Origin of the sequence: Micromonospora auratinigra (assembly GCF_900089595.1) — a bacterium.
Classification (GTDB): Bacteria; Actinomycetota; Actinomycetes; order Mycobacteriales; family Micromonosporaceae; genus Micromonospora; species Micromonospora auratinigra.
Genome location: NZ_LT594323.1, coordinates 3,669,322 through 3,682,120, shown reverse-complemented (window position 1 = coordinate 3,682,120; position 12,799 = coordinate 3,669,322). Strand labels below are relative to the sequence as shown.

The following is a 12,799-nucleotide window of genomic DNA, read 5'->3' as shown; positions in this document are numbered from 1 at the left end:
TGGTGGCGGAACCGTTCCGCACAACAAGCACCCCTCCACGCCAGATGTCCTACTCGCGGCGGGAGTCGCCACCCAGCATGTACCTCAGCGTGCGCTCGGAAACGACCGTGAGGAGTGACCATGGCTGCGCCCACCCCGCATTCGATCCTGGTGGTGGACATCGAGGGTTTCGGTAAGCGGAGCAATCCGGTGCAGTCCTCGCTGCGGGACAGCATGTACGAGGTCGTCCGGCACGCCTTCGCCGACGCCCATCTGAACTGGGCCGACGTCCACCCGCAGGATCGGGGGGACGGCATCCTGATGCTGCTGCCGGCAGCGACGTCGGTCGTGGCGCTCGCTGGGGAACTGGTCCGGGCACTCGACGCCGGGCTGCGGGAGAAGGCGAAGATCTACACTGCGGCGCACGCGATGCGCTTCCGGGTCGCCCTGCACCAGGGGCTCTGCCAGCGGGACGCCAACGGTTGGGTCGGTGAGGCGATCAACACGGCCAGCCGGCTCGTCGACGCGCAGGTGCTGCGGGACGCGCTGGCCGCCGCTCCGACGGCCGTTCTCGCCTTCGCGGTCTCCGACGAGATCTACCGCGGTGTCGTCCGGCACGACTACCGCTTCGTCGACTCGTCGACCTTCGGACCGGCTGTGCTCAACGTGAAGGAGTTGCGGCAGGAGCGGATCTGGATCCAGGTGCCGGGATATCCGTACCCGCCGGGCCTGCCGGACGAGATGCCGGCGGACGACGCGCCGCTGGGCGATCCGCGGACACGTTCGGCCTCGCCGGAGGGGCGGCACGCCGCCCGGCCCGACCCTTCCCCGCGGATCGCGCAGAGCGGTGGCTTCTCCTTCCACGGCTCGGACGTCCGGGTGGCGGGTGACCAGGTCGCCGGGGACAAGCACGTGTGGGGCCGGAGGGAGCGGTGACCGCGCCCGCCGCGCCGGCCGCCCCTCCGGCCGGTCCACCGCCGACCGCGGCGGCCACGCCTCCGGGGCCGGTCGCCGGCACCGCCCCGGGCGACGGCGCGGGTCCTCCCGCCACCCCGAACAGCAACGGCTCCGCCGCCACCTCCCCGCCGGCAGGCGCTCCGGATCCGGCCGCCGAGCTGCGCACGCCGACAACGCTCGACTCGCAGGACCGCTCGCTGGCGCCCTCGGCGCCGCCCGACGGGATGCGCCGGCAGCACAACCTCCGCCGGTCCTCCCAGTTCGTCATCGGCGGCGACCAGGTGGGCCGGGACAAGTACGTCGTCATGCTGGGCGGACGCGAGCCCACCCCGTTGCAGCGGTTGTCGCCGATGCTGGCCAATCCGGTCCGGCACGCCTTCGTGGAGCCGGCGGAGTGGCCGAGGATGCGCGGCGCCTGCGCCGAGAAGCGGATCGTGATCCTGCGTGGGGCGCGCGGCACCGGGAAGACGGCCACCGCGATCCGCCTGCTGCAGTCCCCCTCCGACCGGCGCGTCTTCAACCTCGACCAGAACGTCGACCTACAGCGGTTGGGGCACTGGCTGGAACTCGACGGGGAGTCGGGCAATCCACTGCCGCCGGGCGCCGGCTTCCTGCTCTGCGAGCCGGCCGGCTGGGGCGCCGTTCGGGGCTGGGTCCTGCAGCAGTTGCACGTCGTCCTCGAACGGATCGATGCCCGACTGGTGCTGACCGTCGGCGCCGACGCCGCCCTGGCCGACCAGGACCTACTGGAGTTCGTGGTGGACCTGGCCGACCCGCCGGACCATGTCGACGTACTCGCCCGCCACCTCGCCTGGCGGCTGCGGGCCAGCCAGGAGGGCGCCGACGCGGAGGGCGTGAGCAGTCGACTGCTCGCTGACCCCGATCTGCTGGCGTACACCCGGGAACTCTTCGTCCCGGGGACGCCGCTGAAGGTGGCCGCGGACCTCGCCCTGGTCATCAGCCAGCAGCTCGACGGCGGGGCGGTGGACGTCGACCGGCTACGGGCCCGGATGGCCGACCGGTTGACGGAGGACTTCGACATCTGGTTCGGCGGGTTGCCGGACGTGCCGTCCCGCTGCCTGGCCATCGCGCTGGCGGTGCTGAACGGCCTGCCCTACGAGGTGATCGTACGGGCGGCCCGACGGCTCGCGGAGCGGCTGGACGGGCCACCGGAGGGCGGCACGGCCGGCGATCGACAGCCGCCCTGGCGCGACCCGTTCGGCCTGACCCGGCGGGAGCGGGAACGGCTGCTGCGGGCCCGGTCCAGGCAGACCGACATCCGCAGCCCCTGGGGAAACGTCCGGGCCGACGTGCTGGAGTACGTGGACGACGGCTACGCCCAGATGGTGCTGGAGCACGTCTGGCGGCAGTACCAGATCCACGACGAGCTGCTGGAGTGGCTGCACGACCTGGCCGACGACCGGGGCTCGGAGGAGGTTCGGGTCTGGGCCGGCACCGCCCTCGGCCTGCTCTCCACGTACGCGTTCGAGGCGGTCCTCACCCGGGTGCTGCGCCCCATGGCGCTCGACGAGCAGCGGTACTGGCTGCGCGACGTGGTCGCGTACGCGCTCCGGGTGCCCGCCGGGGACGCCCGGTGGCGTCCCCTGGTGGAGAACGTGGTCGCCGGCCTCTACGGGAACCCGGCGCTGCCGGTCGGTCAGGCGACCGCCGCCCGGATCCACGGGGTGAGCCTCGGGCCACTCGACACGCCGGCCGCCCTGGCCGCCCTCGACCGGTTGGCGGTGATCGACGACTTCCGCGTCGCCAACGGCATCGGCGACAGTCTCGCCGACGTGTTGTTGCAGGACGAGGAGCGCAACGCGCCGCTGGTGCTCAGCCGCATCTCCAGTTGGCTCAACGACCGCCGGCGCAACGTGGCCGGCCAGTACGTCTTCCTCTGGCTGGCGAAGTCGCTGCGGGCCGATGCCGGGTCGGGCGACCTGGCCGGGGCGGAAGCCGGCGACCGGGCCGGGGCCGACGGTCCGGCCCGGCCAGCCGCCGGCCCGGACCGGTCGGCCTCCTGGCCGACGCTGCTGCTCCTGGCCGACCGGCATCCGCAGTTGCGGGTGGTGCTGGTCGACATGTGGCAGGTGGTGTTGAACGCTGGCACCTTCTCCAACCTCACCGAACAGGCCCTGACCGGATGGGCGGCGATGGCCGAGACGGACCGGGGGGTGGAGACCGCGTTCACCCGGATGCTGGCCGACGTCGCCGCCCGTAGCGACCGGACCCGACAACTGGTCCGCCGGCTCGCCGCCGGCTGGCGGGCGGTCGACAACCTGCAACCACACCCGCGGACGGCCTATGCGGTCGAGGCCGCGCTCGCTCCGGGAGGGAGCCCTCAGTGACCACTCCACTGCCACTGATACTCGAGGTGAGCCCGGTCATCCGCGGGCCGTTCACCGTCACCCGCGCCACGACGCCGTCGCGTGCCGTGGTGTACGCGACGGCCGGCGGCGAGGTGACGACCTTCGACGGGAAGCCGATGCGCTGGTCGCAGCAGGCGTTGTCGCCGTACCGGACCCGCTACGACGTGGACACCGGCGACCACCGGCGTCGGGCGGAGCTGCGCAGCACCCCGCTACCGTCTCACGGCGACGTGCACTTCTTCGTGGCAACCGTGGACGTCGCGTTCCGCGTGCACGATCCCTGCGAGATCGTCCGGCGCAACGTGACGGACGCCATGCCGATCGTCTACGGAGCGATCGTCGACCGCTTCATCCCGATCACCCGGTCGTTCGGCATCGAGCAGTCGGCCCAGGCCGAGGACGCCCTACGCCAACATTTCGGTTCCGGCTGGGTGCTGCCCGAGGGCATCACCATCTTCGCGCTGTCACCCCGGTTGTTGCCCGACGAGGCGGCCAGCCGTTACCTGCGGGAGAAGGTCGAGGCCGGCCGGACGGTGGAACTGAACCGGGTCCGGCACGACGTGCACGTCCAGCAGGCGATGCACCAGGGCCAGCTCGATCAGATGCAGCAGCACCACCGGATCCAGGCGGCCCGCACCGAACTGACCGAGCTGGGGGACCGGCCGCTCGACCCGGCCGAACTGATCCGCCTGCACCTGGCCCGGAACCCGCAGGACACGATGACCGCGATGCAACTGCTCGCCGCTCACGAGCAGGCGATGCTGCAGCGGCAGGACCTGCACAACCAGCAGACCACGGAACTGTTCCGGTTCCTGGTGGAGAAGGATCTCATCCTGGCCGCCGACGTGGAACCCATGCTGGTGCACACCATGCGGCGCCTCGGCGCGACCGACGCACGGCCCGTCGGACTGCCGGCCGCGCCAGCCGGCTGGACCCAGCCGCCGGTGCTCGGTCCGGCGGCCCACGGCGCGGCGGCGCAAGGGCCGGAGGATGGGCGCGACAAACCTCCCGCAGTCATCCTCGAGCAGGACCCGAAGAGTCGGGTCTGGACCCCGGCGGCGGGGGTCCAACCGGTGTACGTGATGGTTGACGAGTCCGCCGAGGTGGCGCCTTACATCGGTGACCTCAGCAATGGCCTGCACACTCTCCACGACTGCCTGGTGCAGGCAGCCGACGTGTCGCCAGCGATCCGGCTGGCCGTGCTCGGCTTCGCCGACGAGGTCGCCAGTCGGCTTCGCATGGACGTGGTGACGGCGGGCAGCCAGTCACCCTGGCTGACCCCGCGCGGGCCGGCGAACTACGCCAACGCCTTCGAGACGTTGCTGGACACCATCGGCCACGACATCGAGGCGCTCAAGGCGCAGCAGCCCAACGTTCGCCGACCGATCGTCTTCTTCCTCAGCGGCAGCGCGCCCCGCGACGGCGAGAGCTGGACCAGCCCGTACCGGCGGCTCGTCGACCGCGCCAGCCATCGGTACGCGCCGAATGTGGTGGCCTGTGGAATCGGAGCGGCCCCGCCGGCGTTGATCGCCACCATCGCCACCGAGCCGACGTTCGGGTTCGTGATGGTGCCCGACAGCGACGTGCACGCCGCCATCGCGCAGTACTGGCGAGCCCTGGCCGCGAGCGTCATCGATTCCGGTCGCGCCCTGATCGACGGGTCGGGGGAGCTGACCATCTCCCCGCCGACCGGCTTCCGGATCGCCAGCGAACTGGTCTGATCGCCCCCCCACACAGTGGTAAGTCCGGCCTGTGGGCCGGGGAAAGCGAGGTAGACATGTCCGGCGGCCACGCAAATCTCCTACCGGTGTACGTGATGGCGGACGAGTCCGGTTCCATGACCAAGGTGATGGGTCAGCTCAATGAAGGGCTGCGGTCGTTGCACGAGGCGCTGCTCGGCGAACCGATGGCGGCGGCGAAGGTGCGGTTCTCCGTGCTCGGCTTCTCGGAGACCGTCCTGGAGCATCTCCGGCTGGCCGACCTGCGGCACGCGGAGGAGATGCCGGAACTCACACCGCGCGGCCGGACGAGTTACGGCGCCGCGTTCGGCGACCTGCGCCAGCGCATTCCGGCAGACGTGGAGGCGCTGAAAGCGGAAGGGTTCACGGTGCACCGGCCCGCCGTGTTCTTCCTCAGCGACGGCCAGCCCACCGACCAGGGTTGGCTGGAGGTGCACCGGCAGCTCACCGACCGCAATGTCACCAAGGGTGCGCCCAACATCGTCGCCTGTGGCATCGGCGACGCTCAGGCGGCCACCATCCGCCAGGTGGCGACCCGGGACGAGTACGGCTTCATCGCGAACGCCGGCACCGAGGTCGGCGCCTCCATCGCCCAGTTCTGTACCGCGCTGACCAAGAGCATCGTCGAGTCGGGGCGATCGCTCGGCTCCGCACAGCCAGAGCTGGTGGTCGAGCGACCGCAGGGTTTCCGGATGGCCATCGATGTGGTCTAGATGGCGGCGCGGAGGGGAGCGGCCGGCCCCGCTGGAGGACACCCACGTGATGCGCGAACCGGCGTACCGCGAGCCCGATCGGTCCCCCGGAAGCGGCGACGCACCGCTGTACCGACCGGAGCGGGGGCCGGGACGTGACGGCGGGAGATCGGAGCCGTCCCCGGATGCAGACACATCCGGGCATCCGCGCGGTGGCGCGCACCCGGTCGACCGGTCCCCGTCCGCCCGGGGGGCCGCCGGTCCGCCGACCACGGTCCAGCGGCCGCCGAGGGGGGCGCCGCCACGGCCGGTGTCGTACGAAGGGGGTGGCCCTCACCCCGGGACGGCGCACCCGACCCGGCCGACGTCCGACCGGACCGGCGGTCGACCGGCCGGGTCCCCGCAGTGGCTGCCCGTGGTGCTCGGGACGCCCACGGCCGACTTCGAACCCCGACCCGCCGAGGATCAGGTGTACCGACCGGATACCGTGACCGATGGCTGGTCCACCCGGAACTTCACCGTGCGTGCCGCCTCTGTCCGTGGCTACCTGCACCGCCACCGGGGTACGCCGCGGCAGGACGATCTCGCCGTGGCGGTCCACCCACCCACCGGAGCGGTCGTGTTCGCCGTCGCCGACGGGGTTTCCGCGGCCCGGCACTCGCACCTCGGTGCCGCGCTGGTGTGCCGGGCGGCGGTCCGGGAGATCCTCGCGGACCTCGCGGCCGGCGGCCTGGTGGACTGGCAGAACGTGGTGCGGCAGGCGGCGTGGCAGCTCGTGGAGCAGACCAGGACGCTGCTCGGCCTGGCCGAGGCCGACCCGGCCGTTGCCGAGGAGGCGATGGCGAGCACCCTGGTCGCCGGGATGGTCCTGCCGGACGGTCCCACCGTCTCGCTCATCCAGGTCGGTGACACCGGCGCCTGGGTGCTGCGCGACGGCGCGTACCGCAGCCTGCTCGACGGCAAGCTGCACACCGGTGACGCCGTCGTCTCGTCCGCGGTGACCGCCTTACCGCGGACGCCCCTGGTCAGCCCGCGCAGCGGGCTGCTGGGGCGGGACGAGGTGCTGCTGATCGGCACCGACGGCTTCGGTGACGCGCTGGGCGACGGCACTGGCCAGGTGGGACGCTACTTCGCCGATCGGCTGGCGAGGCCGCTGCCACCGGTCCGGTTCGCCTATCACCTCGACTTCTCGCGGGAGACGTACGACGACGACCGGACCTTGCTGGCGATCTGGCCGCGGACGGAAGCCTGAGGTAATCGATGGAAGACGCGCTCGCACCACAGTTCGACGTTCGCTCGCTCGGTGAGCTGACCCAGCTCGGCAAGGGTGGCCAAGGCTGCGTGTACGCCGTCGACGGGTTCCGGATCAACCAGCAGTGGCCCGTGGTCTACAAGGAGTACGACCCTGTCGTCCGCTCACGGCTCGACGTCGCGCAGCTGCGACGGATGGTCTCGTTCGTACCGACGTTGGATCCGGCCACCGGCCGCTGGCTGTGCGAGCAGAGCGCGTGGCCCGCGGCGTTGGTCACCTGCGGGCCGGTGGTCTGCGGGCTGCTCATGCGCCGCATCCCGGCGGATTTCGAGATCTGCCTGCCCGCCGGTGGAGGGACGGTGCGCCGGCCGGCCGGCTTTCAGTTCCTGTTGAACTCGGACACGTACCTGGCCCGGATGGCCATCCCGGTGGACGACCGGGGTCGACTACTGCTGCTGGCCGACCTGGCCCGGTCGCTGTCCCGACTGCACCGCCTCGGGGCGGTGGTCGGTGACCTGTCTCCGAACAACCTGCTCTTTCGCCTGGGTGACCGTCCGGGCTGCTTCTTCATCGACTGCGACGCCATGCGACTCGCGGGAGGTTCCGCGTTACCGCAGACAGAGACTCCGGACTGGGAGGTGCCACTGCCCGACGGGGAGCCCCTCGCCACACCGGCCACCGACGCGTACAAGTTCGGTCTGCTCGCCGCGCGGCTCTTCGCCCGAGACCAGAGCAGCCGGGACACCTCCGCGCTCGCTGCGGTTTCCGACGATCTCGCCCACCTTGCCGAGGCGAGCCTGTCCGTCGTTCCCGTCCGACGTCCGACCCCACAGGACTGGATCACTGCGTTGACCTCCGCCGCGGCCGGCGACCGCCTCGACGGCCGCCCGGTGGTGGTCGGCGTGGGTTCCGGATCGGGCCCCGAGGACGGACCCGCCGTGGTCTCCACGACGAGCGAGCCGGGCAACGTCGGCCGTACGCTGGTTCTGCTGGTGATGCTCGGCATCCTGATCGTCTACCTGGTGAACAGGTTCGGCTGACGATCCGCTCCGTTCGGCCCGTGCCGACCGGGAACCACCGCCCTACGATGGCCCTGTCGGGTGTCGGTTCCACAGTCGACGGGGAGGCGACAGGCATGGATCTGGGGCGCCACCACCGGGTGCCGTTCTGGCATGCCCTCGCGGAGGAGCAGAGGGCGGGGCTCCGGGCGCTCGGGTCGCTGCGCCGTTACCCGCCGGAGGCCGTGCTGGTGCACGAGCGCGACGAGAGCGACTTCGCCATCGTGCTGCTGGACGGCTGCGTCAAGGTATCCGCGAACACTCACCGGGGCTACCAGGCGGTGCTGGCCCTGCGTGACGGCGGTGACCTGGTCGGCGAGCTGGCCGGCTTCGACGGGGGTGGTCGGTCCGCGACCCTGACCGCGATGACGCCGGTGGAGGCGCTGGTCATTCCCGCGGACCGGTTCCGGATGTTCCTCAAGGGCTTCCCGCAGGCCGCCGAGATCGTGCAGCGTACCGTCTCCGTCCGGCTACGCGAGGCCGATCGTCAACGCGCCGCCGCCGGTGCCGAGTCGGTCCCACAGCGCCTCGCCGAGCTGCTGCTGGACCTCGGGCGCCGCTACGGGGTGCCGGATGATGAGGGCGGCCTGCTCGTTGAGCTGCCGTTGTCGCAGGCGGACCTCGCTGGTCTGGTGCTCACCTCGCAGCGCACGCTCGGCCGGACACTGGAGCACTGGCGCGACGAGGGCTGGGTGGTGACCGGCCGCCGCAGCGTGCTGATCACCGCCGCCGGACGGGCGGCGCTCGTCGCCGCGCCGCACCGTCAGATGTCCCGGTAGGAGAGGACGGGATCACCGGACTGCCGGGCGACTGGGTTCCACAACGCGACGAAGCGCTGCTTGGCCTCCGTGGCGGCTCGTGACTCCCGGTCACCGGTCTTCCGGTCGGTACCGCGCATCGCCGACGAGCGGCATCCGTGACGCGCCACCGCCCTGGCCCAGCGCGAGTACGCGTCGTCCGCCGCCGCCGAATGGCTCAGCGCCGAGACGAGGTTCGAGCGCAGCTCCGCACCGTGCGGCAGTTCGTCGGTCTCGATCGCGGTAACCCGGCGGAGGACGTCCCGCCGGCCGGCCCCGGCCTGCCGGAAGTCGGCGGCTGCGCCGGTCGGGTCGACGCAGCGGGTGACCTTCTCTACCGCTGGAGCGATCGTGCGGCGGTCCTGCTTCGACCGGGAGAGTATCTCGGCCAGGGCGGCCGCCTGGGCCCTCGCCGCCGTTGAGGGCCGCCGCAGGTCATCGCTCGCCCCGGTCGACCGCTCCTCGGCGGCCGGCCCGGAATGCGGGCCGCCGACGCAGGACGAGATCCGCGTCACGCCGCAGAGGAGGAGTACCACCGCCAGCGCCACCTTGCCCGCCGCACCTGCCCGCCGTGGCGACCGGGTGACCGGGCGACTGGCAGCGGGCGGGCGCGTCGGGGCGCGGGTCGGTGCGGGTCGACCGGGCGGCCGGTTGGCCCCGGCGGGCGACGGCCCGGCTGCCGTCGACGCGGTACCTGGGATGCCGGGGTCGGGCGCCGGTGGGAGGGTGGCCGGGCGGATCCGCGGCCGGGTCCGGGCGGCCTCGATCGCCCGCTCCAACGGCCCTGTCCACTCCGTCAGGCCGGGGCGGCTGGTCGGCACCGGGTCCAACCCGCGGTCGACGAGTTCTCGGATGTCGGCGCCAGCCCGCTGCGCCGCCGCCGGGTCGCGCGTCGACTGGTTGCCGGCGAGCAGCCGTACGCAGAGCAACGTGAATTTGTACGCGTCGCTCGCCGGCGTGGCCAGTTCCTCACCCCCACCGCCCGCCACCTCCCAGTCGGTGGTCTCGATCTGCGGGAGCGCCGAGGCGCCGTCCAGCCGCACCGCATCGCAGTCGAGGAAGAAGCAGCGGGGCGCTGCCCCCCGACTGAAGAGCAGGTTGTTGGGGGAGAGGTCGCCGACCGCCAGGCCGATCCGGTGGAAGTCGGCCATCGCCCGTGCCGTGTCCAGGAGGAAGCCGAGTCGGAACAGGTCGTCGATGGCGAGGTCGCGGGCGGCCAGGTAGGTCTCGTTGTTCAGCAGCAGCTGAACTTGGGCGAGCTTCTGCACATATCTGGTGGTGAGCCGTAGCGGAGTTTCGAACGTCGGCGGCACCTGACGCATCAGGAAGCCGGCGAGTCGCCCGTCACGTTCCACCACCGCCACCGGCCACGCCGTGCGCTCGTGGAGCAGGTACGCGTCAGCCTCGGCCAGCCGTCCCGGCAGCGCCACCAGCCTCTCCAACACCGGGCGGTCGACCCGATCCACGGTTGTCCGGTCGTACTCCTTGTACGCCGCCGGCCATCGGCCTTCGATCAAGCGGTTCGCGACCGCGTGCACGGTCCCCTGGCCGCCGGAGCCGAGCACGGTCAGCGCGCCGAGCGACTCGGCGGCGACGGGATGCAGGTCGGCGCTGGGAATTGGACGCTCCTCCCGCTAGGGCTCACCGCCCTCTGTCCTACCGGCCGGAGCCGCCCGTGAGGAGGACATCTGGCGAGCTACCGCCGGTCACGCAGTGAACGGCCCGACCACGCTCGCCAGCCCGATCAACAGGATCGCGCCGGCGGCGCAGCGGATTCCCCAGCTCAGATGGCGGTACTTGCGCCGCCCGACGATGCTGTTGGCCCACACCTGGCTGCCGACCTCACGCCGGAGTGCGTCCGGGTCCCCGAGCAGCGCGACGAACTCGGTGACGAACTCCGACTCCCTCGCCTCGAACCGTTCCCCGACGTGACCGAAGTGCAGCAGCGACCAGTGCTGGCCGGTGATCTTGGTGCGGGGTGCCACGGCCAGCACCGTGGCGACGAGGCTGGCGGCCAGCAGCCCGAGCGCGAGGAGCAGCAGCACGGTCGTGGCCGGTTGCCGCTCGAACTCCTCCCGGCCCTGCACGCGCAGAGCGATCAGACCGATCAGCGCGCCGTCCAGGGTCAGCACGAGGCTTGCCTTGGTGTCGGCGTGCCGGAGCCACTCGTTGACGTTCTGCAACACCTTCCACGGCTCCTCGTGCTCCACCGGATCAGGCTATCGATCGTCCTCAGAGGCCGGTAGGACACGTGGCACGCTGTCGCATTGCCTACCGATGCTTGACTCCGCGCAGCGCCGAAAATCCTGGTGCGGCCACCCCCGCGCAGCCGCCACCATGGCCCGATGACCGAGGCACGGGACGCGGCCGCGACGGTACCGCCGGAGGTGGCCGGTGCGGTCGCCGCGACCGCCGGTGGGGAGCACGACGACCTGCGCCGGCTGCTGGACGTGCTGGCCGCCGTCCACGGGCGCGGCGACGTCGACGCCGCCCGGGCGACGCTGCGGCTGCTGGCCGGTACGCCCCGGCTGCTGACCCGGCTCGACGAGTACGTCCGGCACAACCCGTGGCGACCGCCGTACCGGTCACCGGTCGTTGACGAGCTGGCCGGGGCGCTCACCCGGCCCCGGGTCGGCCCGGTTGCGGTCGCCGTCGCCGCCGGCCACCCAGACGGGCGGGTCCGGGAACGGGCCGTGCGGGTGCTGCTGTCCCGCCCCCTGCCGGAGCTGACCCCGTTCCTGGTGCTGCGTACCGCCGACTGGGTCCGGCCGGTACGTGCCGCCGCCCGCGCCGGCCTGGCGCTGCTGCTCGCCGACGAGCCGGCCACCCACCTGGTGCCCGCCGTCGCGGCCGGCGCGCTGATCGCCGGCCGGCAACGCGGCGACTTCGCGGTCGCGCAGGTCACCACCGCCTTGCAGGGCGCACCCGCGCGGTTGCGCGCCGAGGCGGCCCGGCACGCGTCGGCGGCGCAGCGCCGCGTCCTGTTCGACCTCGACCTGGCGTACGGCCGGCTGCGCCTGGCCGACCTGCTCGCCGCCGTCGACGACCGGGACGTCCGGGTCCGCGCCCGGGCCGCCGAGGCCGCCGCCCGGGAGGCGGTCTGGACCGGCCGGCTGCCGGCGCTGCACCGGCTCGCCGGGAACCGGCACGCCGAGGTACGCGCGGTGGGCCTGACCGGGCTGCTCCGCCTCGGCCGGCACGCCGAGGTGGCCGGTCACATCGACGACCGGCACCAGTTGGTCCGCGCCATCGCCCGCGAGGCGGCCCGCCGGGACGGGGTGGACGCGCGGGCCGCCTACCGGACCGCGGTCGCCGGCGTCGCGCCGACGGTCGGCGCGCTGGCCGGGCTCGCCGAGGTGGGCACCGACGCCGACGCGCCCCTGCTGCGTCCGCTGCTCGGTCACCCGGATCCCCGGCTGCGCGGCGCGGCGGTCCGGGCCCTGGCCCGGCTCGACGCCGTTCCGGTCGCGCTCGTCGTGCCGCTGCTGCGCGACCCCGTCGCCGGGGTGGTGCGGGAGGCGGCCACCGCGCTGCGCCCGATCAGCGGGGCGCTCCCGCCCGAGCTGCCCTGGGAGCTGCTCGCCGACGAGCGGGTGGCCCTGCGCCGGGCCGGCTACCGGCTGCTCGGCACCCGACCGTGGGCGCTGCGGCTGCGGGCGGCGCTGCTGCTGGTCGGCGACCCGGAGCCACGGCTCGCGGAGCGGGCCCGGGCCGACCTGACCGGCTTCGCCCGGGCCACGGTGAACCGGTACGGCTGGGCGCCGCCGGAGCTGACCGGGCCGCAGCGCGCCGAGCTGCTCCGGCTGACCGCGGTGGCCGAGCCGGCCCTCGGGGTCCGCGTCGCCGGGCTGCTGACCGACTGGCTGCGGGCGGGCTGATCCGGCGTGCCGGCGACGCCCGCCCACCCGACGGTTCCGGTCCGGAAGGCCGCCCTCGCCCGGTGGCTCGGCGTCGAT

General features: G+C 73.0%; 10 protein-coding genes. 8 read left to right on the top strand and 2 right to left on the bottom strand.

What is annotated here, in order from left to right; translation table 11 throughout:
- Positions 1-120 precede the first annotated feature (120 nt).
- The 7 genes from GA0070611_RS16290 to GA0070611_RS16260 all read left to right on the top strand — a co-directional run bounded on the left by GA0070611_RS16290 (position 121) and on the right by GA0070611_RS16260 (position 8,825).
- Positions 121-915, top strand: coding sequence for a nucleotidyl cyclase domain-containing protein (locus tag GA0070611_RS16290; protein ID WP_157740334.1), 795 nt, complete (start codon positions 121-123; stop codon positions 913-915).
- Complete coding sequence (locus GA0070611_RS16285; RefSeq protein WP_157740333.1) at positions 912-3,284, top strand: hypothetical protein; 2,373 nt, start codon at positions 912-914, stop codon at positions 3,282-3,284. The genes GA0070611_RS16290 and GA0070611_RS16285 overlap by 4 nt, the downstream gene beginning before the upstream one ends.
- Positions 3,281-5,026, top strand: a complete 1,746-nt coding sequence (locus tag GA0070611_RS16280; RefSeq protein ID WP_157740332.1) for a vWA domain-containing protein — start codon at positions 3,281-3,283, stop codon at positions 5,024-5,026. The genes GA0070611_RS16285 and GA0070611_RS16280 overlap by 4 nt, the downstream gene beginning before the upstream one ends.
- Positions 5,027-5,082: 56 nt before the next feature.
- Positions 5,083-5,757: a vWA domain-containing protein gene (locus tag GA0070611_RS16275; RefSeq protein WP_091665056.1), complete on the top strand. Its 675-nt coding sequence runs from the start codon at positions 5,083-5,085 to the stop codon at positions 5,755-5,757.
- A gap of 466 nt (positions 5,758-6,223) precedes the next feature.
- Positions 6,224-6,988, top strand: a complete 765-nt coding sequence (locus GA0070611_RS31115) for a protein phosphatase 2C domain-containing protein (protein WP_157740331.1) — start codon at positions 6,224-6,226, stop codon at positions 6,986-6,988.
- An 8-nt stretch (positions 6,989-6,996) separates the two neighbouring features.
- Complete coding sequence (locus tag GA0070611_RS16265) at positions 6,997-8,028, top strand: hypothetical protein (RefSeq protein WP_091665052.1); 1,032 nt, start codon at positions 6,997-6,999, stop codon at positions 8,026-8,028.
- A gap of 95 nt (positions 8,029-8,123) precedes the next feature.
- Positions 8,124-8,825 (top strand): Crp/Fnr family transcriptional regulator, encoded by a 702-nt coding sequence (locus GA0070611_RS16260; protein ID WP_197675720.1) that lies wholly within the window; start codon positions 8,124-8,126, stop codon positions 8,823-8,825.
- Here the strand turns inward: GA0070611_RS16260 and GA0070611_RS16255 are convergent.
- The gene (locus GA0070611_RS16255) at positions 8,810-10,309 is read right to left on the bottom strand and encodes a hypothetical protein (RefSeq protein WP_167604436.1); all 1,500 of its coding nucleotides are present in this window, start codon (positions 10,307-10,309) and stop codon (positions 8,810-8,812) included. The genes GA0070611_RS16260 and GA0070611_RS16255 overlap by 16 nt on opposite strands.
- A 240-nt stretch (positions 10,310-10,549) precedes the next feature.
- Entirely contained in the window at positions 10,550-11,053 is a 504-nt protein-coding gene (locus GA0070611_RS16250) for a Pycsar system effector family protein (protein ID WP_091665049.1), read from the bottom strand.
- A 135-nt stretch (positions 11,054-11,188) separates the two neighbouring features.
- On the opposite strand from GA0070611_RS16250, the gene GA0070611_RS16245 reads away from it, so the two are divergent.
- Positions 11,189-12,721 (top strand): HEAT repeat domain-containing protein, encoded by a 1,533-nt coding sequence (locus tag GA0070611_RS16245; RefSeq protein ID WP_091665047.1) that lies wholly within the window; start codon positions 11,189-11,191, stop codon positions 12,719-12,721.
- Positions 12,722-12,799: the final 78 nt, after the last annotated feature.